Raw genomic sequence first — 24,971 nt, forward strand, 5'->3', positions numbered from 1 at the left:
AACATGAAACCATCGGCACGGTCGACAGCTGCAAAGCGCGACCGTGCCTTTTCCCATGACAGGGGAACCGAGCGGACAAGGATGTTCGTTCCACATTGGCGCAGCCAGCAGCGAGACGGATCTTGCATGAATAGCTCTACCCCCCAGAACCTGGCTTTGACCTTGGGCATGGTCGCCGTGCTGACCTGCAGCACGCTCGCCTTCGCTCAAGAAACCCCCAATCCGCACAAGATCTATCACGAGGGTCTGCCGCCGGGCGCCATCGGACAGTTGCAACTGTTGCAGAAACGCCCGGTCGCCGGCTGGTTTCAACCGGTCGAGATTGTTCCTCCGGCCGGAACCAAGGTCTCGTTCACCAACAACGGGCAATTCGGACCGGACCTCCCGGCTCCGGCGATCGCCGGCTGTTTGATCGGTCAGGTCTATCGCATGCGGTTGAGCGAGATCCCGCTGAACCCCGGCGCCGAGCTGTACCCGACGGTCGAAGTGATTGATCGACTTTACCCACCGCCGGGCTTAGAACTGAAATACCCGATTCCGGTCCATATCACGCAGGAAGAAATTCGCTACGCGATGGAAGGAAAGTTCGTGACGCGGATCATCTATCTCGAACCGCCGATCGACGCTGTTCCAGCGCGACAAGAGAAAGACTTTCAACCCTTCTTCGAGGTTCCTCCCGGCGGCGATCCGATTCAGATCGCCGACGAACTAGGGCGTCCCGTCGCGATTTTACGGATGGGATCGCGACAACCGTCGCAGGAAGAACCGCAGGGCGAATTTGATTATCGCTCGCCGCCGATCATGGTCTTTGACACCACCGCGATCCAACAGATGCCGCCGCAACGCGTCGAGCAGGAAGCGATTCGCCAACCGGCGTATCCTCGCGTTCCGCCGACCGCTTATCTGCCGCCGAACGTTGCGGAGCGTCCGCAGTACGCTCCTCCCGGTAATGTACAAACTCGCTAACACCTTCGCCGAATTGCCGTCATGAAATTTCGGAACTTGCGACTACTCGCTTTGCTGGCCGCGGCGTTGGGGCTACTGACGGTCCCGGCTTGCAAAATCACCGACGTCAAAACGACGTACGGACCGACGAAGCCGATGTCTGGCATCGCTTTCAACGAAGAATCGCCAGCAGAGACGCCCGAAATGCCGGCGCCGACGCCGCAATTTGCGGCTGCGCAGCCCAGTGAAGTTCCGCCGGTCGAAAATCAATATCCCATTCAACTAACCTCCGGCGAAGAACCGGCCAATGTGCCGCCTCCCGAGCATTATTATCAAGCGGTTGCGCCGATCCCCCAGCCGACTTCCAGCATGCCGTGCCCAGGCGGACCCTGTGGACCTGGCTATGGAAATTGCGGCCCCGGCGCCTACGGCTGCTATCCGGTCACTTCGTACGACACGACGCCCCCTTGTTGGCCCGAAGACGAATACATCTACGACGGCGGCGATCGCAACCAACAGACAATGATCGGCGCCGACTTCAGTATGCGCGGTCTCGACATTGAAGACACCGTCGCCCACTACGACACGCTGGATGGCCAGCGGATTGTCACTCCCAGTAATCGCGTCTGCGTTTACGCGCCCCGCTTCGCCGCAGTCCGCAAGATCTACGGCTTGTCGGCCGGCCTGAAAAATCAACGTCTCGTTGCTAGCCGCGCCGACCTGGAACTGCAAGGACAGAATCACACCGGCATTGCGACCAACATCAATCAACCGGTGCAGCCAGAGCGAAATCTCGCCGCGCGCACGGCGACGATCTTCCGTGATCGCACGATGGGGGTCGGGCTCGAAAATCGCCAGATCTTGATCCAGTTTGTCAAAGAGTTCCAAGCCTACGAAGACTTCAGCATCATGAAGGTCGGCATCTACGACGCTTCGCAGAAAGCTCGCTTGGCGACCAGCATTCAGAATGCGATCGCGTGGACCGAAAACCAAGCGGTGCAGGTCACCATCGAAGGGCAACAGGCCCACGAGGGAACCTACGAAATGAACCCGCAGGAAGCGGTGATGTTCGACCTGCCGCCGGGCAAACCCCGCTTGCGAATTGTCAAAGCGGCTTCGACCGACGACGCCCAACCCGGCGATATCGTCGAATTCACGCTTCGCTTCGACAACCTCGGCGATCAGCGAATCGGCAATGTGACGATCATCGACAACTTGTCGCCTCGCTTGGAACTGATCGAAGATTCGGCGCAGTGCAGCATCGACGCCGCATTCTTAACCCAGCCGAACGAAAAAGAATCGCTGATCCTCCGCTGGGAGATCAAGGACGCGCTCGAGGTCGGCGAAGGGGGCGTCTGCCGCTTCAAATGTCGCGTTCGCTAACGGACGAGCGATTACTCACCGCGTAAAGCGGGAATCAGCGGCGTTCGCAACGAAGCTCGCGCAGTCCATCGCCCCGCGATCAAGCCTACGACGAAGATCAGCCCCAGCATCACCGTCAAAGTCGCCCACGGAACGCCTGCTGCGCCAAACAGCATATGCGGCAAGACCGCGACCAGGGCCGCTAACACGCCGGTCGCCAGTCCGGCGCTCAACAGCGCTGCGTTCTCGAGCAGCACCAGCCGAACCAAACGATCGCGGCGAAATCCGGCCGCTTGCAGCAGCGCCAATTCGCCGCGACGTTCAATCACGTTGCGTGCCTGAACCGTCGCCAACCCAAAGGTTCCCAGCAACAAGCCGAGCGCGCCGAGACTCTGAAACGTCGAGAGATACGTATTTTGCACCGCCAACAAGTCGATCAGTTTCTGCTTGGCGTCGGTCGCGTCAAATCCATCTTCGCTCAAACGATCTTCCAAGATCGATGCGACTTCTTCCGTTTCTCCCGGCGGCGTTTGAATCAAAAACATGCGGTAGCCGCTGGTATCGGGAAAGCGGTCGAGCAAGTTCCCTTCGCTGACAATCAAGCTCCCTTGCAGAATGCTGTTCGAGAGGAGCCCGGCGACCTGATACTTGGTGGTCCGTCCATCCGGATCGGTCGTCTCGAAGGTTTCGCCCACACCGCCAAACAGATGCAGCGCGTACATCGCCGTGTTTTTATCGAGCGCGCATGGAATCGGCGCGTTCTCACCATCGGCAGGCTTCTCAAGCACGAGCCAGGGATTCGCCTGCTCTTCTGGCGTGGTCGCCGCTGAGCCTGCCCATTCGAACTGCGCTGCGCCCTCTTGCGAGTAGTGGGAGATCATCTGCGGCGTCGCTCCCAGCACGCGCGGACTGTTCGACTGATACAAGTTCAAACAACTCGCATCGTCCCCCGGTTGCATCCGCATCGCCAAGAGGGTCGATTTCGCCAAGAGCGGTTCGTCGCTTTCGCGAAAACCTTGATCGTAGCGGCCGGCCGGCGAATTCAGGTCGTGAAAGATCGGCTGCGTGCTTTCGGCGATCAAGTCTACGCCGCCGGTTCCGCTTTCCGTCGGAGCCAAACGAAAACTGCTGATCGCGATGATTAAAAACGACGCCGCGCCGACCAGTCCAATCGTCAACGTACTGCGGCCCGGATTGCGCGCCGCGTTGCTCAGCGCTAACTGCGATAATTGGAACCCAACGCCGGCGGAACGTTCGGTCGCGCGCCACTGCAGATACCGTCGCTCCAGAAACATCAGCGCCGCCAACATCGCGGCGCCGGCCCCAAAGAAGGCCCCTGCCTGGGCTTCGCCGGCCAGCGCGGTCGCCAATACGGCTAATCCGATCGAAGCTGCAATCAGCGCTCCACCGGCGTAAATCATCCAACGCCCTTTTCCTGGCTGGTGATCTTGCGATGCGGCGGTCTGCCCGGCCAACAAAGCTCGCGGCGAAGTTTTCCGCAACCGCCGCAGCGCCCAAAGGATAGCGCCCAACGAAGCGAATACGCCGCTCGTCAAACCAATCAGCAGCGTCGCCGGATTGTCGAGATGTAATTGCAAAAACGGCGTCACTACCGCAGCGACCCACCATGTGCGCAGTCCATACAGCATCACCCAGGCATAGCCGACGCCTAGGATCACCCCCACCAATCCGCCTAGCGAAGCGACGATCGTCGCTTCGATCAACAGCATCGCGCGAATCGCTTTCATCCTCAGGCCAACGGCCGCTTCGAGTCCAATCTGTCGAGCGCGCTGGTCGACGCCTAATTGGAACAGCAGCAGCGTCAGCATCAGCGCCGCCGCAATAATGAACATGCTGAAACCGAGAAACAACCCGTTGAACGGCGTCGTGCCGCTGGCCGCTCGCAGCGCATTCTGGCGCGCCGGCAAAAAGCGGAAACCAAGCTCTTCTTTGTGCTGATTGAGCTCGGCCTCGATGCCTGCGATCAGTTTTTCTTTCGCCATCGCAGTGACCGGAACCCGAATCGACGTCGCGTCGCCAAACCGGCTTCCCCACAATTTTTTGCCGGCGCTGAGCGAAACGTAGGCCTTCGGCGTGGTCCGATAGTTTTCCCAATAGGCGTCATCGACTCCGCGGATCCGACGATTGTCGAACGGAAACGGCGGATCCCAATCGTCGATCGAATCTTGATCGGTGATCCCTTCCACTTCCGGCGTTAAGTCAGGATCATTCGCGGTGGTCGGCGGCTTATCGTACTCGGCCGGTCGCCGCCGTGACGCGGGACTGTCAGGCTCGGTCAATGGAGTGATCGCTGCAACCGTAAACAGACTGGTCGTCTCTTTGGCGATTCCATGCGAACTTTCTGGCTCAAAGTAAGCGAGTTCGATCGGATCACCGATCGCGGCCCCCAATTGTTCGGCCGACCATGAGTTCAAAATGATTTCATCCTCGGCGAGCATTCGAATCGGTTCGCCAGCGGTATCAAGCAGCGGGTAAGCGAGCGCACCGGGATCAAGCGCCGTCACTGTCGAATAAGGAATCGCCTGATTGTCGGTTGACTCTTTTTCAATCGATGTCGTCAGGTAAGTAAAAGTTGGAAACGCCTGCCGGCCGGCCGCTTTCAAAATCGCGGCTTCCGCCGCATCGCTAATGATCATCCGCGACGAACTGAGCTGGTAGTAGTCGTAGATCGTTTGCGGATCTGCGCCTTCTGCGGCGAACTCTTGCCGCACCTGATCCAAGCGATAGCCGAAATCATCCAGGCCAAGCGTCAACTCGCCCGCAAGTTCTTCGGCGGTTTGATCGGGATCACGTGCAGCCAGCAAAATCGCGTTCGCTTTGCCCGACAGGTCCAGCGACTCTTCCAATCGCTGTAGCGGGACAAACGCGTTCAGAGGCGCCTGTTGGTTCGGAAACAGTCCGAATCTTCCCAATCCCTGGGCGGGAATAATCGCGGCGACTTTCAACCGGGGAATTCCCCGCACGCGGCCTGACTTCTTCCCCAGCGGACTATCGGCCGGCACGTCATTGGACGATGGCAAGCGAATCGCCACCTCATCGCCGACGGCGACGTTCAACTCGGCCGCTAGCGGCGCATTTAAGACGATTGAGTTCTCGCCGTCGAACTTGGGCGGCTTCGCGTTGGGGTTCAGCCGCCAAAACGAATCATTCACGCCAAAGATCGAGACTCCCCCGGCCAGGCGAAGATGTTCGCCGGCATGTTCGACGCTGCCGCGCAGCAAGATCAGCGGCGCGGTTCGTTCGGCGCCGGAGGCCAGTTGCGTCGCTCGATGCTGGGCGAAAAAGCGATCCGCCAAAACAACGTGCGTGACCTCGCCCAAACGATCCAACGACAAATCCCGCAGGCTCCCCTGAACCGAATCGCCGACCAGCAGCGCACCGGTCAAGACAGCAGTCGCCGCGGCGACTCCCAGTCCCACCGCCAGGTTGATCGAGAAATAATAACGTGCGCTGCGAAGCGCAAGTCGCATTTGATCCATGCCGACCATCTCCTGCGCGCGTCGTTTAGGTAAGGCGTCCATCGTCGAGACTTCGCCGCGCGGCGAACATCTCGGCCAACTCCATGCTATGCGTCACCGCGATCAGCATCGCGTTCTCTTGCGATTGCAAATCGAGCAACAGTCGACCGATCGTTTCGGCGTTGGTCCGATCGAGATTGCCGGTCGGTTCGTCCGCCAACAGCAGTCGCGGCTGATGAATCAAACTGCGTGCGACGGCGACCCGTTGCCGTTCGCCGCCAGAAAGTTCTGCGGGTCGATGACTGATTCGCGACGTGAGTCCGACCCCGTCGATTAAATACTTGGCCCGCTCGACGGCCTCGTTGGATGCGGCGCCGCCGGCCAATGTTGGCACCAATACATTCTCCAGCACCGACAACTGCGGCAGCAGGTGATGGTCCTGAAAGATGAACCCGATTTTGCGATTACGGAAATCGGCCAGTTGCGGCTCGGCCAGCTCAAACGGATTTTGTCCATCGAGCGCCACGCCGCCGCTCGTCGGCGACTCGAGCGCGCCAAGACAGTAGAGCAGCGTGCTCTTGCCGGAACCACTCGGACCAATGATCGCGAGATTTTCGCCAGCATTGAGCGCTAGATCGGCTTGCTGGAGCACGACCAGCGGCTCACCGCGGGTCGGATATTCTTTACGCAGCGAAACAACGTCGAGATCGGACATGGCGGCGAGTGCGTCTAAGGATGCAAGATCGCGAGGCCGCCTAAGCCGTAAAACGTATATTCGACATCGGCGACTTCGTCCCAAACGGCGCCAAAGAAGCCGCCGCCCGGTTGTTGTAATCCTTCAACGTAACGCATCGCTGCGGCGGTGTCGATCTCGTGCAATGCGCCCAGATCGGTCAGCGTCAGACAGCCGGTAAAAGTACTTAGCAGATCGGCGATCGGAATCCGCGTGTTGGCTCGCAGTCCCCCTTCGTCATTTTGCATTTCGAGCAAAAAGTCGATCGCGCCGTCGGCTACTTCTTGATCCAACCCATCAATGATCCGCAGCGCGCCGATCGCAGCGGCTGTGGGATTGGTGCCGGCTCGCTTACTAGCTCGAATCTCGCGAAAGCCGCCATCCTCGGCTTCTTGCGAAAGCAGAAAATCGCGAATTCGCTCGGGCTGTACGATCGGGCGCTCCAGCAATTGCAAACAGAGAAGCACCAAGAACGTGTGATACGTGCTGCTGGCCGATCCCAGTTCTCCCTTGGCGTAACCCCCGTCTTCGCGACGCAATTTCTCAAGCGCCGCGGCGACTTGCTCGCGCCAGTCTTCGTTGGCGCCGGCAAAGACTTCGACTCCGGCGCTATTTTCCAGCAGACCGGCGCCATAGATCAAGGAAAGAAAATCGACGATCGTCTCTTGCCCGCCGAGTCGCGAGCGCAAAAAGTCGCATGCTCGGTCCGCTAGATCTCCGTGCAACTCGCCCAGGATCGCCAACGAGCGGAGCGCGAATGACGTGTAATAGAGATCGCTGGGACCTTCACGCCCCCCAAAACCGCCGTCGGCTTGCTGTCGGGCGGCAATGAATTGCGTGTGGCGATCACGGATCTCGACGTCGACTTCGCCCAGCCCCATCGCAATGCGAACCGTCAATTCCGGCAGATAGTTGTTCATCAGCTCGGACCGGTCGTTCTAGGCGACAAGATAAGGGGTGATCTTATCGCGAAACCAAGTAGGCGTTTCGATCGACTGCGGCGGCAGCGCATGATAGATGCGACAACAAACGGCGGTCGTTTCGCCGGTCGCGACCGGTCGACCGTCATGCGAGAATTTGAATCCGTACGTCACGCTTTTGGCGCCCATCTTTTTTACGACGATCGAAATATCGATCTCGTCTTCAAAGCGAACCGGACTTTGAAAGTCGCAGCGGATCGAGACTCGCGGCCAACTGATCGTCGCATCGCCGTCCGGCGTATGGACCGAAAGTCCCACATGCCGCAGGAACTCGTGCTCGACTTGTTCCATATAAACGGCGAACGCCGAGAAGTGCATGATGCCGGCGGCGTCGGTGTCACGAAATTCGACCCGTCGCTTTGTGTGATAAACCTCAGGCATGGCGCAAGCTCATCTTTGGCGTTCCATTCAAATCAGCGCACGCAAAAAGCCTGCACAGGTGGGCAGGCTTCCTTCGTTCGCGACGTGCGTCGGCAGGGACATCCTTTCTAGGAAAGGATGCTAGTCCTTCACGTACGGCAACAAAGCCATGAATCGGGCGCGTTTGATCGCCTGCGTCACAGCGTGCTGGCTAACCGCGGTGCACCCGCTCTTGCGACGACCGACGATCCGGCCATGGCGATTGGTCAGCTTTTTCAGCAGCTCAACGTCTTTGTAATCCACGAACATCGGTCGCGGGCGTTTGCCATCGACGAAGATCGGGTCTTTGCGTGTGACGCGGGCTTTGGTCTTCGCCCGTTTACGAGCCTTGAATCGGTTGGCAGGCTTCATAGCATCCTATGGAATCGAAAAAGCTACTATCGATTGTTTTGTATCGAGTCGAAACCTCAGATTTTAACGGAATCGCGGCCGACAGCAAGGGCCGAACAGCAGGTTGTCAGAACCCGCACGATTGTCGCAAACCAAAGGGTAACAGTCACTTACGAGTCTTTCGCCGGGAAAAACTTTTGCAAGGTTTCTTCGCTAGGCCGGGGAGTTACCAGCGAAACGAGGATTAAAGCGAGCGTCGAACCGGCCAACATCGGAGCAACCGGCATCATATCCAGCACCGAATAGTGTGGGTTTCCAGCAAAGTCCGACTGGTAGAAAAAGTAGCACCACAGGCTGATCGCCGTAATCACCGACGCGTAAGCCCCCGCTTTGGTGAGACCTTTCCAGTACAACGCCGCGAGAACCAGCGGAAACAGCGCCGAGAACCCGCTGAAACACCAGACGCCCAGAGTGAAGACGCGGCGGTAGTCGAGCAGGCTGAGCCCGTAGGTGATCGCGACGATCAAGATAATGAACGTCCGCGCAATCATGACGATTTGCTTGTCGGTGAAGCGATTTTTGCCGCCGTAGTGGACGACGATATCGTTGGTGAAGATCGTGCCGACGCAGAGGAACTGACTATCCAGCGACGACATGATCGCCGCCAAGACGCCGGCGGTCAAAAAGCCGCCCAGAACGTCGCCCGAAAAACGCTTCACCAAAAATGGCAAAATCGCGTTGGCGTTGGCGTCCACCGCCGGCGGAATCGGCACCAAGTTGCCAGCCGCCCAAGCCCCGATCAACACGCACGGCGCCCAAACGATCATGATGAACAGCGGATGAGCGACGACCGCCAGTTTAAAGTTGCTTGCTTTACGAGCGGTCAACCAGTGCTGAAACAAGTGCGGGAACATGCCAACCGATAACGGCACAAACATATAGGTTGCGAATCTTAAGTACGACATGCTGGGATTCCCGGCTCGCACCAGTTTGTCGCGGGGGATCGATTCGGAGGCGGCGACCAGGTTCGCCCATAGACCTTCTTTTCCGCCGATCTGCGAGGCAATGACGAAAAAGGCGACCAAGCCCAGCACCATAAAGACAATCGTCTGAAAAGTATTGGCCCAAGCGGTGCCGCGCATCCCGCCAAAAAAGACGTAGGTCAACACCACGCCGCAAATCACCAGACTTCCCAGCCATCCTGGCACGCCACCTTGCGTCGATTCAAACCAAACCGGAAAAGCGCCGCGGGTCACCGCGGTGACCACCGTGCCGGAAGCCATGACGCCGATCAACAAGTAAGGAATCACCAGTCCAACCAACACTGGGAACAGCAGGAGCCCCAGCTTGTCGCTCTCGAGTCGATCGCGGAAAAACTCGATCTGCGTCGTATAGCCATATTTTCGGCCCAACGACCAAAGTTTGACGCCGAGCACAAAAAAGCAGAGCGAGTGAATGATCCCGCTGGAAGAAGCCAGCAATCCGTAGACGCCGACCCCTTCTTTGTACGATTCGCCGGTCGAACCGACGAGCGCGAACGCCGTCATCGTGGTGCCGAAGATCGACATCAGCAGCAAGAACGGGCCGATTGAATGGCTCGCCAACATGTAGTCTTTGCTCGAACCGCTAAAGAGGCGGTTCGAAAACAAGCCGAGCGCCAGCAGCAGCGCCAAGTAAAAGCAAATGATGACTAGTTGAGTGACGCCGGGTTCAAACACCATGATTACTCTTCCCCCTTCTTTTCTTCCATCTGCTGTTCGATGTATTCCAGTTCTTGCGGCCAAGCGAACTGAACCGCCAGGAACCAGGTGATCCCGGCCCCCAACGAAATACAAACCTGATACAGCAGTGTCACGGGGATAAAGCCAAATACGAGATTGGCGTTGTCCCAATTCCAGAAGTCCTGATGCAAAATGATCAGGGCCACGACGAGAGACCAAACGAGGTATTTCATGATGCAGACGTGCGCGGGAAAGGCATGGCGTCGCTTGCTACCGGTGCAAACAACAGTTGTTTCAACGCCTATCTTAGAAGAACCAAGCGATGGGCGAAAGCCAAATCCAAAGAAAAAGATCACCGCGGGGAATCGAGGACGCGGATGCGGTGCTCAAGTCGCTCTCGGCGCCAATGCTCTTACGGCGTCTTCGACGGAAGAGCAGGTCGCCGGGCCCGACGTGATTAAGGGGTGACGATCTCTAGCAACTCAACGGCCGGTTCGCCGTCGCAGAAGATCAATGCGGTGCGACCATAGATGACGTCGCCGGGGGCCAATGCGAGCAAATCTCGCAATTCTTCGCCCGGCGCGACGCGCCAGAGACTGGTCAGTTGCACTTGACGCAACACGTTGCGCGTGATCAAAACGCGACCGACCGGAATCTTTTCGCTTTTGATCTCGCGTTCGACAATTTCACTAAGAAAATCACAGTGCAAACGAACGATGCCAAACTGCACGACCTTGCCGTCGCTTTGCCGTGACAACAGGATCTTCCGTGAATAGGCCGATCCTACCGTCAGCGTATCGAGCACTTGCACATCGACCGGCGAATCATGAAAGCGTTCGACCGTGACCGTCATGTGATGATCGTGGGCCAACAGTTCGGCAAACGGTTCCGGCGTCTCGGCGGCGGAAACCTCGGTGAAGTCCCCCAATTCGCTCGGATTGCGATAGAACAGCCGCACCAACTCATCCAAGTCAGGCGTCGTGCGTTGACGGTCGTTCAACTTCACTCCCTTTCGCAATCCAGAAGTCAGTCGGTGGGCATGGTCTCAGGCGGGCGTGACAGCCATGTCGGCCGTCAACATGTGCATGACGATCGGCGGCTGCGATGCGGCCGGGTCATCCAGAATCGTGTCAATCAAGTAGTACATCAGTCGGCGCAGTTCTTCCGGCTCGAGCTGATCGGCAATTTCTTCGGCGCGGGATCGGTATTTATCGATCAAACGTTCGGCGGCGTCGAACACGCCAGCCGTGGCGTACAACTGGCGAACTTGCGCGACTCGCGACGCCGGACTTTGCGAATCATCGCTGATTAGTTGGATCAGTTCTGTACGATTCGCCTCATTCAGATTTTCTAACGCCAACGCCCACAAAACGGTCGGTCGGCCACCCAAGACGTCGCCGCCAGCAGACAGCTTGTTATCGCTGTCGCCGCGCCAATCTTTCAGATCGTTCAAAATCTGGAAGGCGACTCCCACGTGTCTGGCGAACTGCCGCATCGAATTGGAATAATCCTCTTCCGTTCCACTTAACAGCACGCCGCATTGCAGGGCCGCCTCAAACGCGGGGGAAGTCTTCAACGCGTAGATCTTCAACGCATCGACCGGTTTCAGCGACTTGTCCGCAGCGTCGCGCCAGAGGAGTTCGGCGCCCTGCCCTTCGGACAATCGCATGTGGGCGTCGGCCAGACAGTCGATGATGCGGCCGGCGGTTTCGCCCCCCAACTGCGCCATATCGCGACTGACCAAGCGATACCCCAGGCCGATCATGTAGTCGCCCAGATTGATCGCCGTCGGCACGCCGTACTTGCGGTGAATCGTGACGTCGCCGTAGCGGTAGGCGTCGTCATCTTCGATATCGTCATGGACCAGCGACGCTTTGTGAAAGGTCTCAATCGCGAGCGCGGTCCGCTTGACCGAGTCCGAATATTCGCCGACACGCGCCGCGCCGCCGGCCGAAGTCCCTTCGCCGCCGGTCAAAGCGTCATAGACGGCCAGCGTGGTGAAGGGTCGCGAATACTTTCCGCCGCGAGCTAGAAAATCGAGCGCCAGTTTTTCGGTCGCTGAGATCGGATCGAGCGCCGCCGCTCCGTGACCGTTAACTTCGGCCAGGCTCGGACCTTTGCGTTGCGGCTGCACCAGACGGGTCAGTTCTTCCGGCTCAAACATCGCCGAAGCGGCTCGCATCAAGTGAACATAGCTGCGGGTCGTTTGCTGCGGTTGTTGATGCGGCACTTGGATCATGTCATGAACCCAGTCCTCATCGACCGACGTATTGCGACAATCGCTCGAGAGCAGCGGGACCGCCATGCAGGGGATGCCGGCGAGCAAGATTTTATCAATCGCTTTTTCAAGCACGTTCAAACAAGCGACGCCGACGATCGCGTCGACGTGCCCGCTGACGATGATCTTCAGTACGATCGGCGAACCTTCGGCGACCAGCACCTTGTAGCCCATTTCTTCGGCGATGGTCCGGTAGTCGGCGATGCTGCAAGCTCCGCACGTTTTGCAGTCGAGGCCAAACTGGTCATAGTCGGCCGGGCAACCTTCGGCATGTTTCAGACAATGCGGCAACAGAAACAGCCGTCGCTCATGCGGCACGGCGGCGACCTGATCGCGCCAAAACTCGGAAGCGAACATCACCATGGTCCAGCCGACATAACTGTCAGGTTGGTTTAAACCGGTCAACAGATCGCGGACGACTTTCTCCATCTCGTCCTTCGGCAAGGGACGAGACTTGTCGAGACCAGCCGCTACCTGCACGCAGGCGGCGCGGATCGTCTCGCGCAACTGCTTCGACGAAGGGACCTGCTTCAAGTGCGCCGTCTGACGACGACGCGACTTGCGTTTGCGGCCCGGCTCGGAGTCTGCGCTATTGGAGTCGATCGGTGCAATTGCCAAGGGAGAACATTCCTTAATGATCGGAAGATGTAGTTACTGTCTCTGGCGCAGGCGGGACGCTGGCGTTGGCTTGCAGCGCGGCGCCGAGTGACGTAACCGTCATGACTCTCGGGTAGAGCTTTTCATAATACCACAGCTTCGAGAAGTAAAAACCGATTGGCGTACAGTTGACGTAGCTTCCTTCTTCAACCCTCTGGCAGAGCCAACCGACCGCTGGAGGGACAATTTCCGCCGAAATATTGGAGTTTTCCGCCGCAAACAGGGCTTCGATCGCCAGCGCCGTCTCTTCGACGCTGCTCTCGCCTGGCCCCCCGCAAAGAGTAGAAATACTCGGTCCGCCTCCAAAACCGCCATCTTCATTTTGCCGCGCAGCCAGCCACGCGGCCCCTCTTTGGGCTGTTTCGGACGACATTTTTCCGAGGTCGCGATACGCCAGCAAAACCTTTACGGTCCCATAAATCGGGTTTTCGTCGTCATGGATATCTTGGTTACCAAACCAAAGCGGCAACCAAGAACCATCGTCACGCTGTTGTTTTTGGAGATAACGCAAACCGCGTTCAATTGCCCGCTCTACCGGCAGGTCCCCCAGTTCGCTTCGCCAAGCGTGCAGCGCTCGAATCGCATGCGCAGTCAAATCACTGCCGCTGCGATCAAACGGCTGCGTCCCCCAACCTGCACAAAAGGTGGGCCAGCCGCCGTCGCTATTCTGCAAGTCGAGCAGCCAACGTGCGCCGCTGATCGCTGCGCTCGCAATCTGGCGACGCGTTTCATTGTCGGCGCGAGGGGAATGAAAAAAATGTGCGATCGCTAACATAGCCCCCGGAGTATCGTCGGCATCGGGGACCGAACCGCTGAGATCGGTCCATCCCCAACCTCCAGGATCGGCGCCGGTAAAGGGATGCGTCTCTTGGTATTGGTTCGCTAGTACCCATGGCAAGCAGTCGAGCTCGGCGATATCGTCTCCGCCGGTCGCCAGCGCGCTGATCGAGAGGGTCGTCACCCAGTTGGCGAGATTCGAGTCAATCGGCCAACTGCCATCTTCGCGCACCGAGTCGACCAAAAATTGCACGCCGTTTTGCGCCACCGGATGGCTCGCATTACCGATGCTCGCCAGACTCATGACGACAAAACTGGTCAGCGGAGCCGCTTCCAGATAACCGCCGCTCGCCGGTTGCATCCGCTCTAGCACCGCGAGACTCTTCTTCACCGCCGCCCCACGCAGACCCCGCATCAGCGGATTGAAGGGAGGCCGATGGAAGTAGCGTGCTTGCCCGATTGCGACCAGCGCCGGGATCGCATAGCTGACGACCGGCAGCTTCACCAACTTGTAAAACTTCTGCGGCAGGCAAGCGAGTTCAAACGGCAGCGGCGAAACCTCGCGCCAATCCACCAGCCCCGCCAACGCATAATTGGTCAAAATCGGCACGGCGAACGTTTTGTCTTTGCCGTAGCGTCGGCGCAAGCCGGGGATGCCCCCTTGCGCTTCGATATAGTTCTCGGCGAAGGCAAGCTGCTCAAACAACGCCTCGCGACGCTCGGCGATCGTTAGCGCGGCGACCGCCAACATGGTGGTCGCAATGTTCGAATAACTGCGATCGGTGTCGCCCCAGCCGCCGTCGGGGTTTTGATGTTCGGTAAGATATCGCACTCCCCCCTCAATCAGCGGCATCAAACGCTCGCTTTGGGCCGGATCATGCCGCACCACTAACTGTAGGGCGCTGACCGCCGTGGCTGTCGACAAGGCCGATGTCGACAACTCGCCGGTCCAATGCCCTTGCCCATTACGCTGCGCAAGCAGATCATCGCGGGCAATCGCATAGCAGCGCTGAAGTCGATCTTGGTCCATCAACAAGGCGGTATCCAGGCGGCGGAAGGGAGGGAATAGACGGGGTTATTCAGTTTACGTGCCAGCGGCGCGACTGTCGACGGAGCCGCGTTCCTGTCTTCCCGCGGCTCTTGGTGGTAGAATGAACGACAGATCGCTTGCCCGCAATTTCCCCTTCGACTCTATCCCTCGACCGTGCTGAGCTTATGTATCTGCGACTCGCCAAACGAGCTCTTCTAGAAACTGACAAACGCCTGGTCGCCAAATTCGCTTGGCTGATGGGCTACAAGGGTCTGCGAAGCGTCGTCAAGCACAAATCGAGACTCAAGCGGGGCGAGTTCTTCCCCCCGTTCCTCTATATCTCGGTCATCAACAGCTGCAATCTTCGCTGTCAGGGGTGCTGGGTCGATGTCGCGGCGAAGCAAGAGAAAATTGATATCGCCGCGATGGACAGTTTGTTAAACCAGGCGAAAGCGATGGGCAATTCGTTTTTCGGCATCTTGGGGGGCGAACCCTTCATGCATGCCGATTTGCTCGAAATCTTCGCGCGCCATCCCGACGCCTACTTTCAAGTTTTCACCAACGGGCATTTCATCACCGACGAAGTCGCCAAAGAACTTCGCCGACTCGGCAACGTCACGCCGCTGATCAGCATTGAAGGCTCCGAGATCATCAGCGACGAGCGTCGCGGTCGCGGCGGCGTCTATAGCAAGTCGATCGAGGGGATCGAAAACTGCACCCGCAATAAGTTGCTGACCGGCGTCTGCACCAGCTTGTGCCAAACGAACTATGACGACCTGCTGCAAGAGAAGTGGATTGACCGCCTGATTGAGATGGGGGTCTTCTACACGTGGTACCACATCTACCGCATCGTGGGCCCCGAGCCGAATCCGCAATTGGCGCTGACGCCAGAGCAACAGTACCAGGCCCGCAAGTTTGTCGTCGAGATGCGTTGTAAGAAGCCGATTGCGATCATCGACGCCTACTACGATGCGGATGGCAACGCGCTATGTCCGGCCGCGACCGGGTTCACGCATCACATTTCGCCCTACGGCGATATCGAACCTTGCCCGGTGATCCAGTTCGCCAAAGAGTCGATCCATGACGAGCGACCGCTGAAAGAGGTTTTCAACGAATCCGAATTCTTACGCGGCTTTCGCGAGTTGGCCGCCGGCAGCACGCGCGGCTGCATCATCTTGGAGCGTCCCGATCTGCTGAACGAATACGCGCGGAAGAACGAAGCGAAGGACACGACGGTTCGCGGCGCCGCCTATCAAGAGCTTGACGAACTGCAGACCAACCCTTCGCAGTACAATCCAGGCCGCGAAGTGCCCGAGAAAAGCTGGGCCTATTGGCTGCTGAAGAAGTTCGCCTTCCATGACTATGGCGCGTATGGTCGGCACTTCGAGCTGAAAAACTGGCGCCCGACCATCAAAGATGGCGAAGCGATCAACCAGTCGCCGTCGCATCCGCCGCTAGTGCAATTGGAAACGACAATTCCGACATCGGCCGACAAGTAGACGCAAACGTGAGGGTGGGGGGAGCAAAAACCGAAATCGCTTCCACCATCACCAATCGATATAGCCGGTTTGCGTAACCCACCGAACCTGCTTACAGCAAACACGTCCTTGGTGGGTTGCGCAAGCGATGATGTTGCGCGAAATTGGTCGCCGGCATTCGCTTGCTCCATCCACCCTACGGCGATCCTGCCCCTTTTCTACTTTCGCTTCTGTGGCGTCACGGCCTAACGGAAACTAGAATGTTCGCAAGCTTATCAATTGGCTGGCGGAGAATCTTGTGATGCAAATTGCCCCGATGCTGCTTCTGCCGATCTTGTTGGCCGCCGATCCCATGCCGCCGGAAGGGCCCGCCGCTAAGCAAGTTGATCCGCCGGGCGTGCACAATCTGTTTCAAGTCACGCCGCGCGTTTGGAGCGGCAGTCAGCCGCATGGCGTCGCAGGGTTTGAGTCGCTCGCGAAGCTGGGCGTCCAAGTGATCGTTTCGGTCGACGGCGCCAAACCAGAGATCGCCGCCGCGAAAAAACAGGGCCTGAAGTACATTCATATTCCTTTTGGCTATGACGGCGTGCCCGGCGACGCTCAAGCTCAACTGGCCGAAGTGATGAAGCAGTACCCGGGTCAGATTTACTTCCATTGCCATCACGGCAAACATCGCGGCCCCGCCGGCGTCGCGATCGCTTGCCTGGCCGAAGGTTCACTGAACACCGCTCAAGCCGAAGCGTTCATGCATCAGGCCGGCACCAGCGGCGACTATACCGGACTCTGGAAAAACGTGCACGAGTTCACACCGCTGCCCCCCAATGCTCCCCGCCCCAAGTTGGTCGAAGTCGCCCAGGTCGAGTCGCTCGCCGCCGCGATGGCCGACATCGATCGAATCTATGACAACCTGGTGCTGATCGACAAAGCCCAGTGGAATACACCAGCCGATCACCCCGATCTGACGCCGGTCGGCGAAGCATTGATCTTGCGCGAGGGACTGCACGAAGCAGGTCGCTTGCTGGCGGAGGACGAGTACGACGTTAAGTTCCGACAGCTGCTGCAATCGTCAGAAGCGATCGCGCTAACAATCGAGACGAAATTAAAGCGCGGCGACAAGTCAGGCCTGAGCGACGATCTGGCGAAGCTCAAAAAGTCATGCAACGCTTGCCATGCCGACTATCGGAACTAGTTGGTCCGTCACAACGGCTCTTCATGTAGGTTGGGTGCAGCGGAGCGAAACCCAACAAGGGGATAGCAAGTTGAAGGTGGGTTGCGCAAGCGAGGGACGTTGAACGCGCGAAGTCGAGTTCTCCGCGCTTGCTCCATCCACGCTACCTGAATTTCAACGCGCGTCGCGCTTTGAGTAGCCTAATCTCAACACCCGTCGCCGCCGCTTGGGCAAGGAGGCTATCCACTGCAGACCCCTCTCCGTTTCGAAACTTCATATCGGTAAAGTCTGCGAGTTTTTTCGCCGTTTTCAGATAGGCTTCTAATATCGCCAAACGAGCCTCCGGCGTTTCCGCTGCTTCGATTTCGGCCTCATGCAGTTTGATTTGCACAGTGAGGAGCCGGTCATAGTTGGATTCTCCCCCATTCTCGAATTGGACCGCCAGCAACTCGCTGACCTTACGTAGCTGGTCAACACGTCGGTTTAACAACTGCTGAATCTGCGATTCAGTGGGGCTGTTGGCGTCGTCTTGTCCAAAGGCGCTGGGAAGATTGACCGAAACCGAGAGCGCCACGAGAAGAAATGGCGTCGTGAAGCGAGAGAAGATTCCCATGGCAAGCTCCAATCTAAGCAGGCATAGATATTCGGCCACCCGACGTGGCGTTACATAGCTGCATCATAAACGATCGCAAGTTCGGCCCCAAACCTTCCATGACGTGAGCCGCATCCGTTGGGCGGAGCAAAACCCAACAAGGCGCTCGCAAGTTAAAGATGGGATGCGCAAACGGACGACGTTGAACGCGCGAAGTCGAGTTCTCCGCAATCGCTCCATCGACCCTACCTGACTTGGGGAAAGGAAGCGACTAACGGAGTGCCCCTATTTTTCTGGTGATCGCACGTTCATTGTTCTTATCGCCCCTTTGCAGAAGCCAAATTCTAGGCGGCGGAGTTTGCGAAAAAATCAGGGGGTCAAATTGAGCGACACCGACAGTTCTGGGCTCATTTCGCTCTGTACACGTTAAAAAGCTCACCCTTTTTAGGTGAATTGCGAAGTTCAATCTTCCGGAATGATTTCTAATAGAACGCAGGTTACTTGCTTTGAATAGCAAGGATCGCGATACGCCAGAGCTTCTTTGCTTTGATTTGTCGCTTCGTGATTTCGCTTTTCTTACGAATTCGCCCCCATCCCTCGAACGATTGAGGAACCCCATGCAACGCCGCTTACGAGAAAGCCGTTTGGCTTTCACCCTTGTTGAACTGCTGGTCGTCATCGCCATTATCGGCGTCTTGATTGCGCTCTTGTTGCCGGCAGTTCAGCAGGCGCGTGAAGCTGCTCGCCGGATGCAATGCAGCAACAATTTGAAACAGCTCGGCCTAGCGTTCCACAATTTTCACGACACCTACGGCACTTTGCCTCCGGCGGTGATCGGAAATGAGTTCGGAACCTTTTTTCCGCTGCTGTTTCCGCAAATGGAATTGCAGAACGTTCAAGATCAACTTGATATGACCGCGAAATTTACCAGCGGCGACAACAACACGTTCATCAAGAGTCCCGCGGCGTCGATACCGGCGCTGCTCTGCCCTAGTCGCCGCTCAGGAGTTCAACAGACTCCGCAGGGCGCCGCGGCCGACTATGCGACCACGGGCAACCGAGAATCGTCGGACGACTGCGATCGCTTTGAACAGGGAGGGGCCAGTCCGAATGTTCATTACGGAGCATTGATTCACTCCACCGGAGGAACCGTCAGCGGAAACCAGATCACCGGCTGGCGGTCGCAAACCAAGTTCGCCAGCATTACTGACGGTCTCTCAAACACCTCGTTGCTCGGCGAAAAACATGTCGCCCAAGACAACCTCAATAAAGAGGCGAGCGACGGCGACGGGACGTTCTACTTTTGGTACACCAGCAACTGGAGGACGTGGACGATCGTGCGAAACTCGAAGTGGACGATCATTCGGGAACCCAATTATCACCGCGAAAACAGCGGTTTCCAAAAGAGATTCGGCAGTTACCATCCCGGCATCGCCCAATTCTTGTTTTGCGATGGAAGCGTCCACAACGTGGCGACCATCGTGGATCCGGTCAATTTGTACCTGATGGCGGATCGCCGCGACGGCAGGACTTACCGACTGGATTAGGTCCTCTCTAGCGGTGGTTTACTGGCTAGTGCGAACCGCAGACGACGAGCGTTTCGCACTTGATTTTTTTCAGATTACCGGGCAGGCAAACAGACTCGCTGTTGTTTGCTACGAATAGCAAAGGTTGACTCGTGAAGAAAACAAGAGGATATGCTTCCAGCACTTTGTTGGCGGCGGTATTAATGCTCCATTTGACCGGTTGCAGTCCCGGCGGAATCGCGACCTATCCAACCTCGGGCAAAGTGACCTATACCGATGGTTCGCCTGTCACCGGCGGACTTATCATCTTTGCGGACTCAGAGCAGAACATCAGTTCCGAAGGGGTCATCGAGTCGGATGGGTCCTATTACATGGGAACCTATTCCGGAGATGACGGAGTTCCCCAGGGAAACTACCAAGTCACCATCCAGGGATTCAGCGAATATGGCAAGCAATCCCAGATAGCCGGGAAGTTCGCCAACCGAGAAAGAACTCCGCTCGAAGCGAAAGTAGAAGGAGCGAACAGCTCACTCGACTTCCAAGTCGAGCGGGCTCGCTAGTTTTTGTTCGCGCCAAAAAATTCCGTCATGTAGGTTGGGTGCAGCGGAGCGAAACCCAACAGGGCGTTCGCAAGTCGAAGGTGGGTTGCGCAAGCGAGGGAAGTTGATCGCGCGAAGTCGAGTTCTCCGCGCTTGTTCCACCCACCCTGACGGACATCTACTTGATCCCCGATTGCCCTCGCTTCAGCGCCCCACGGACCCCAATAATCCCTGGGTCGCGGGCGATCTTGTCGGTGAAGACGCGGACGTCGTTGATGATCGGCTTGAGCTTGGCCGAGATCTCTTGGACGTTTTCGGCCGCTTCGTTCAGATTCTGATAGAGCTGCGGATTGTTCATGATCTGTCCCAGCGAACCATCCGGATTGTTGGCGGCCCGGGCCAGGCGAGCGAGTTGCTCGATCATCTCACTTAGATTCTCGGTGCTGGTCTCCAAGTTGGCGATCAGCTGTTCTCCCTTTTCGCCCAGCGGCTCGGTAAAGCCTTCCAGGTTCTCGAGATTGCGGTCCGCTTTGTCGACGACGCCTTGCATGCGTTCGATCAACGCTCGAGATTCGTTTAACGTTTCGGGCAAGCCTTCCAGCGCCTCGTGCAAACGTTTGTTCAGCTCTTCGTCGGCGACCAGATTGTTGATCGCTAACATTGCGTTATCAAATCGATCGAGCGCCAGTTCTGATTTCTGCAGGATCCGTTGGAATTGATTTCCATTCCCCACCAGCATCTCGTTCGCGTTGTGCGCGAACGTGCCGACTTCGCGGCCTGCTTGATCGATGGTGGAAAGCGCCGTGGCCATTTGCCCTTCAAGATTCCGCAGCGTGTCCAACGGATTGTTCGCGACGAGGCCTTCGATCATCGCCTTGTCCTGCAATACGGTGACCTGCTGCGTGGGACGTTCGCCCGGCACGAACTCAAGCAACGCATCCCCCAAGATCGACCCGGAAGTAATGCGGCAAACATCATTCGAGCGCGGCATATACTTGCGGTCGATTTTGAGCGTCACCAGCACGTCGCGGTCTTCTTGCAGCGCAACGTCGCTGACGCGGCCGATCAAAATGCCGGAGGTCCGCACCGGCGTATCGACCGTCACGCCGGGCGCCTGATCAAAGACGACGTAGAGCGTATTTCGATCGGTGACCAGCGTCGGGAATTCGCCCAACAAGAAGAAGAGAATGCCGGCGATCATCAGCGCCGCCAGCATGACGACTCCCACGCGAAATTGTAAAATGCGATCATCCATGTCGCGTTATACTCCCGCCGCTTCGCGCATTTCCATGATCCGTTCGCCCGCTTCGCCATGCACAAATTGCGTGACGCGACGATCGGTGCACTCGTCGAGTCCCTCCGGCGGTCCATCGTACAAGATCTGCGGCTCATCCCCTTTTAAGCGGCTTGCCGGATAAAGCATCAGCACGCGATCGGCTACTTTACGGGCTGTCCGCATGTCATGCGTCACCACAATGCTAGTGACGGGGTAGCGCGACCGGGTTCGCAAGATCAGCTCGTTGATGACGTCGCTCATGATCGGATCGAGTCCCGTCGTCGGCTCGTCGTACAACATCACCTCGGGCTTGAGGGCCAACGAACGCGCCAGTCCGACTCGTTTTTGCATGCCGCCGGAGAGCTCAGCCGGCTTCTTCCAGACGATCGAATCGGGCAGACCGACGTCGGCCAGCAAGCCAAACACGATCTGGCGAATCTCTTCGATCGGCTTACGAGTATGTTGCTTCAAGGGAAAAGCGACGTTTTGTCCGATCGTCATACTGTCGAACAGCGCAGCCCCTTGAAAGACGAACCCATAGCGGATCCGTTCTTTGGTCAGCTCTCGTTCCGAAATCTTGTGCAGGTTTTTTCCTTCGAACGTCACCTGACCCTGCGTCGGGCGAATCAGCGCGATCATCGTCTTCAACAGCACCGTCTTGCCGCATCCGCTTTCGCCGATGATCGCCAACGTTTGCCCACGGGGAATCTTGATCGAGATATCGCGCAGCACCGTCTGACTGCCGAACTGCACATGCAGCGAATCGACATCCAGAATCGGCTCGGAATGATCTTCTTCTAACCGCGCGTGCAACGTTTAACCTCCGCTAATGGAGACGACATGATCGGGCCACATATAGTTATAAATCGAGTCGAGCCCAATCCCGAGCGCCAAGTCGATCGCCAAAATAAAGACGAACGAATAGACGAACGCCGCGGTCGCAGCTCGGCCGACCCCTTCGGCGCCAGCTTCGCAGTGGAACCCGCGATGGCAACTGACGATCGCAATCGTCCCGCCAAAGAAGACGCTCTTGATGAGACCATAGAAAATATCCCACGACTGCACAAACTGCTCGGAGTTGTACATGTAGTAGTGTTGATCGATCCCCAGAATATTGACCGAGTAAAAGTAGCCGCCGACAAACCCCATGAAGTCGGCCATCACCGTCAGCGCCGGGATAAGAATCACGCAGGCCAAGAACCGCGGCACCACGAGGTAATGAATCGGATTGGTCCCCATGCTATCGAGCGCGTCGATCTGCTCGGTCACGCGCATCGTTCCCAACTCGGCAGCCATAGCGCTGCCGACGCGACCGGCTAACATCGTTGCGGCGAGCACCGGCCCTAGTTCGCGGACCAGGGTCATGTTGATCACGGCGCCTAGTCGCGTCTCGAGCCCCAGTTGCCGGAATTGAAAGTAGCTTTGGACGGCCAACACCATGCCGATAAACGTACCAGTCAGCGCCACCACCGGCAAACTCATCACGCCGACCTGGTAGAAGTTGGGAACCAACGTTTCGCGTTTCGGCAGGCGATTAAAGAGCCACTGCATGGTCCGCAGCGCGAACAGCGACATGTCGCCAACGGCGATCGTAAATTCGATCCCCAACGTTCCCCAATCGGCGATCCAATTGAAAAACGCCTCTTCGATCCAAGTCAACTGACGTGGTCGCGGGGGAGGAGTCGGGTTTGTAGGGGCGGTTCCGGTCGCCATCGTTTTCGGTCGTTGACGATGCGTGCTAGCTACTCTCGAGATGCGCGCGCAGCTCGGGGGATCCTCATTAACGTCGACTAGTGTCGTTGATCGGCTTGAGGAAAGCTGCGCCGCTTGGCGAAGGTTTGCTTACGGCGCCTGAAATAGGAGCTGAATTGGTTGTGATTCGGCTGCTGGCGCTAGCGTTGCTAGTCCATGGTTGTTTCATCATGCGACCATGGATCGGCCTCGGCAATGGTTGGCGATTCGTTCTTCACGTTCGGCTGGACTAGCGTACCGCTGGTCACCAAACGAAATTCGTAACCGCCGAAGCGAACCATCGATAAGATCAGCGATAGCAAGAAACCTTGGGTGACATTCATCAGCAGGAACATCAAGACGATCTTGCCTAAATCTGGCGGCGCTCCGCCTCCGGAGAGAAAAAAAAACACGGCGACCTCGCTGATCGTCACCAAGACGCAAATCCCGGCCAGCACCAGATAACGAGGTGCGAAAGAGATTCGGTAAGACAAGATGATCGCCGGCAAGGTGATCGTGAGATTCACGACCGTGAAAATTCCGACGCCAATGATCGGCCTATTGTTGAGCGAGGGAAACACGATGGGAAACTCAAATGCTTTCAGCAACCCGCACGTCACGCTTAGTAAGAAGATCCCTCCGATCAGATGCTGCAAATGAAAATGTTGCGCCCCTTCCAAGGAAGCGTCGCGGTGAAGTAAGCGTCGACGGGACGCAACTCGATACAGAAAGAAGCTCCCGGTCGCGGCGATCAGTCCCCACAACAGCATCGCCGCTAACATCGACCGGTCTTCGTCTGAAAAAAGATACCGTGAGCGGACCGCCGCGCCTTGCTGATGAACGACAAAAACCAACGTCATCGCCAACAGCGCCCAAGGAATCCGTACGACCATTCTCCCCGGTCCCATCGCGCTCCAGATAGCGATCAGGTCAATCTGCACCACATACGCTCCCATGCAGATGGCCTGGATGAATTCAGTGGCGAAGCCATACCTGGCTTGAAACGCTCGCGTCACATAATAGTCAAACGCCAGAAAGCCGATCACCAACAACAGGAGCAGCGCAATCCGCCAACCACGCGAAGTTTCTAGCCGCTGCTCCGTCGATTCTTGCATGCCGCCGCGATCCCGCCTAATCTAACGATCTGAAGTTCCCCCCGATTGTACCGTGGGTGTTTAAAGAATGCATGGAAGAAAACTCTCGCTTCGAGCCGACGCCAAAGCGATTTCGCCCGCTGCAGTTTCAACTTGCTCAAGTGGCCGTCTTCATCACCGCGACTGCGATTCTGTTGATATTTTCGGCGCCATGGATTCGTGCTTTTAACGCGGCGCAATGGATGATGATCTTGCGTGGCGCGATTTGCCTGATTGTCGGTGCGATCGTCTTCTGGACCTTTTTTGAACAACTCCGTCGCAACGCAATACTTCGCGCCGAAGGACTTTTGCTGGTCGTGGAGGATCAAAGGGCCATTCGCTGGAAGACTTGGAGAAGCGCCTTTTTAGTGATCCTTTTCTTTTGTCCGGTTTTCCTGTTACTGTTTCAAGTCCATCTACAGGGCAAGTCAAACCCGCCGACATCGTGGATGCTCGAAGCAATGAATCTGCTTCCGCCTGTCGCGATGGAACTGCAGTTCATTTTGATACTGCGGTCCTCGGACGCACCGCAGTTCCGCGAAAATGGTCTACTTCTGTGCTGGATGCTCTACCCCTGGGAAGACTTCAAATCTTATCGCTGGAGTGGTTATCAGCCCAACCAATTGCAATTGCTCGGCAGCATTCAGATTCAGGTCGAACCGGCAAAGTGCGAGCAAGTCGAAGCAATCTTGCGCACACACCTGACAGGTTTTATACAATCGCCTGGAACTTCGCATTCTGAAGATTGACACATCGCCGCTGCGAAGCCAAAATCGGGCGACTCGTCACACTCCTTCCTTGAACTTCGTCAAAGAG

At 57.3% G+C, this 24,971-nt stretch carries 22 protein-coding genes; 7 read left to right on the top strand and 15 right to left on the bottom strand.

All coding sequences use genetic code 11. The annotated features are described in order from the left end of the window. Nucleotides 1–126 precede the first annotated feature (126 nt). Complete coding sequence (locus DSM3645_RS08070) at nucleotides 127–966, top strand: hypothetical protein (protein WP_050769329.1); 840 nt, start codon at nucleotides 127–129, stop codon at nucleotides 964–966. 21 nt (nucleotides 967–987) lie between these two features. After that, nucleotides 988–2,328 carry a DUF11 domain-containing protein gene (locus DSM3645_RS08075; protein WP_002651624.1) on the top strand — a complete coding sequence of 447 codons (1,341 nt, stop codon included), beginning with the start codon at nucleotides 988–990 and terminating at the stop codon, nucleotides 2,326–2,328. Between the two features lie 11 nt (nucleotides 2,329–2,339). Here the strand turns inward: DSM3645_RS08075 and DSM3645_RS08080 are convergent, their stop codons facing one another. The 10 genes from DSM3645_RS08080 to DSM3645_RS08125 form a co-directional block, all read right to left on the bottom strand. Further along, on the bottom strand, nucleotides 2,340–5,849 hold the full coding sequence (locus DSM3645_RS08080; RefSeq protein ID WP_002651625.1) for an ABC transporter permease: 3,510 nt from the start codon (nucleotides 5,847–5,849) through the stop codon (nucleotides 2,340–2,342). Next, on the bottom strand, nucleotides 5,833–6,501 hold the full coding sequence (locus DSM3645_RS08085) for an ABC transporter ATP-binding protein (protein WP_002651626.1): 669 nt from the start codon (nucleotides 6,499–6,501) through the stop codon (nucleotides 5,833–5,835). The genes DSM3645_RS08080 and DSM3645_RS08085 overlap by 17 nt, the downstream gene beginning before the upstream one ends. A 14-nt stretch (nucleotides 6,502–6,515) precedes the next feature. Then, a complete protein-coding gene (locus DSM3645_RS08090; protein ID WP_002651627.1) occupies nucleotides 6,516–7,439 on the bottom strand; it encodes a prenyltransferase/squalene oxidase repeat-containing protein in 924 nt (307 codons plus the stop codon). 18 nt (nucleotides 7,440–7,457) lie between these two features. After that, the gene (locus DSM3645_RS08095) at nucleotides 7,458–7,880 is read right to left on the bottom strand and encodes an acyl-CoA thioesterase (protein ID WP_002651628.1); all 423 of its coding nucleotides are present in this window, start codon (nucleotides 7,878–7,880) and stop codon (nucleotides 7,458–7,460) included. A 120-nt stretch (nucleotides 7,881–8,000) separates the two neighbouring features. Further along, entirely contained in the window at nucleotides 8,001–8,270 is a 270-nt protein-coding gene (rpsR, locus tag DSM3645_RS31265; protein WP_002651629.1) for a 30S ribosomal protein S18, read from the bottom strand. 149 nt (nucleotides 8,271–8,419) lie between these two features. Beyond that, entirely contained in the window at nucleotides 8,420–9,970 is a 1,551-nt protein-coding gene (locus DSM3645_RS08105) for a sodium:solute symporter family protein (RefSeq protein WP_002651630.1), read from the bottom strand. Nucleotides 9,971–9,972: 2 nt separating this feature from the next. After that, entirely contained in the window at nucleotides 9,973–10,203 is a 231-nt protein-coding gene (locus DSM3645_RS08110; protein ID WP_002651631.1) for a DUF3311 domain-containing protein, read from the bottom strand. 224 nt (nucleotides 10,204–10,427) lie between these two features. Next, entirely contained in the window at nucleotides 10,428–10,976 is a 549-nt protein-coding gene (locus tag DSM3645_RS08115) for a hypothetical protein (protein WP_002651632.1), read from the bottom strand. Between the two features lie 39 nt (nucleotides 10,977–11,015). Next, on the bottom strand, nucleotides 11,016–12,866 hold the full coding sequence (locus tag DSM3645_RS08120) for a polyprenyl synthetase family protein (protein WP_002651633.1): 1,851 nt from the start codon (nucleotides 12,864–12,866) through the stop codon (nucleotides 11,016–11,018). A 13-nt stretch (nucleotides 12,867–12,879) separates the two neighbouring features. Next, nucleotides 12,880–14,712: a prenyltransferase/squalene oxidase repeat-containing protein gene (locus DSM3645_RS08125; protein ID WP_002651634.1), complete on the bottom strand. Its 1,833-nt coding sequence runs from the start codon at nucleotides 14,710–14,712 to the stop codon at nucleotides 12,880–12,882. 185 nt (nucleotides 14,713–14,897) lie between these two features. Between DSM3645_RS08125 and DSM3645_RS08130 the strand changes: the two genes are divergently transcribed. Together DSM3645_RS08130 and DSM3645_RS08135 are read left to right on the top strand one after the other, a co-directional pair. Continuing rightward, entirely contained in the window at nucleotides 14,898–16,211 is a 1,314-nt protein-coding gene (locus tag DSM3645_RS08130) for a radical SAM protein (RefSeq protein ID WP_002651635.1), read from the top strand. A gap of 280 nt (nucleotides 16,212–16,491) precedes the next feature. Beyond that, nucleotides 16,492–17,379, top strand: a complete 888-nt coding sequence (locus DSM3645_RS08135) for a cytochrome c (RefSeq protein WP_002651636.1) — start codon at nucleotides 16,492–16,494, stop codon at nucleotides 17,377–17,379. Between the two features lie 142 nt (nucleotides 17,380–17,521). Here DSM3645_RS08135 and DSM3645_RS08140 read toward each other — a convergent pair whose 3' ends face one another. Beyond that, entirely contained in the window at nucleotides 17,522–18,010 is a 489-nt protein-coding gene (locus DSM3645_RS08140) for a hypothetical protein (protein WP_002651637.1), read from the bottom strand. Between the two features lie 557 nt (nucleotides 18,011–18,567). Here DSM3645_RS08140 and DSM3645_RS08145 point away from each other — a divergent pair. After that, the gene (locus DSM3645_RS08145; protein WP_002651638.1) at nucleotides 18,568–19,497 is read left to right on the top strand and encodes a DUF1559 domain-containing protein; all 930 of its coding nucleotides are present in this window, start codon (nucleotides 18,568–18,570) and stop codon (nucleotides 19,495–19,497) included. Nucleotides 19,498–19,628: 131 nt separating this feature from the next. Beyond that, nucleotides 19,629–20,036 carry a carboxypeptidase-like regulatory domain-containing protein gene (locus tag DSM3645_RS27915; protein ID WP_131282331.1) on the top strand — a complete coding sequence of 136 codons (408 nt, stop codon included), beginning with the start codon at nucleotides 19,629–19,631 and terminating at the stop codon, nucleotides 20,034–20,036. Between the two features lie 157 nt (nucleotides 20,037–20,193). Here the strand turns inward: DSM3645_RS27915 and DSM3645_RS08155 are convergent, their stop codons facing one another. The 4 genes from DSM3645_RS08155 to DSM3645_RS08170 all read right to left on the bottom strand — a co-directional run bounded on the left by DSM3645_RS08155 (nucleotide 20,194) and on the right by DSM3645_RS08170 (nucleotide 24,137). Next, the gene (locus DSM3645_RS08155; RefSeq protein ID WP_002651640.1) at nucleotides 20,194–21,270 is read right to left on the bottom strand and encodes an MlaD family protein; all 1,077 of its coding nucleotides are present in this window, start codon (nucleotides 21,268–21,270) and stop codon (nucleotides 20,194–20,196) included. Nucleotides 21,271–21,276: 6 nt separating this feature from the next. After that, nucleotides 21,277–22,104 carry an ABC transporter ATP-binding protein gene (locus tag DSM3645_RS08160; protein ID WP_002651641.1) on the bottom strand — a complete coding sequence of 276 codons (828 nt, stop codon included), beginning with the start codon at nucleotides 22,102–22,104 and terminating at the stop codon, nucleotides 21,277–21,279. 3 nt (nucleotides 22,105–22,107) lie between these two features. Continuing rightward, a complete protein-coding gene (locus DSM3645_RS08165; protein WP_040351700.1) occupies nucleotides 22,108–23,004 on the bottom strand; it encodes an MlaE family ABC transporter permease in 897 nt (298 codons plus the stop codon). Between the two features lie 188 nt (nucleotides 23,005–23,192). After that, nucleotides 23,193–24,137 (bottom strand): hypothetical protein, encoded by a 945-nt coding sequence (locus DSM3645_RS08170; protein ID WP_002651643.1) that lies wholly within the window; start codon nucleotides 24,135–24,137, stop codon nucleotides 23,193–23,195. Nucleotides 24,138–24,208: 71 nt separating this feature from the next. Between DSM3645_RS08170 and DSM3645_RS08175 the strand changes: the two genes are divergently transcribed. After that, the gene (locus DSM3645_RS08175) at nucleotides 24,209–24,904 is read left to right on the top strand and encodes a hypothetical protein (protein ID WP_002651644.1); all 696 of its coding nucleotides are present in this window, start codon (nucleotides 24,209–24,211) and stop codon (nucleotides 24,902–24,904) included. Nucleotides 24,905–24,971 lie beyond the last annotated feature (67 nt).

It is taken from the genome of Blastopirellula marina DSM 3645 (assembly GCF_000153105.1).
In the GTDB taxonomy this organism is placed as follows: domain Bacteria; phylum Planctomycetota; class Planctomycetia; order Pirellulales; family Pirellulaceae; genus Blastopirellula; species Blastopirellula marina.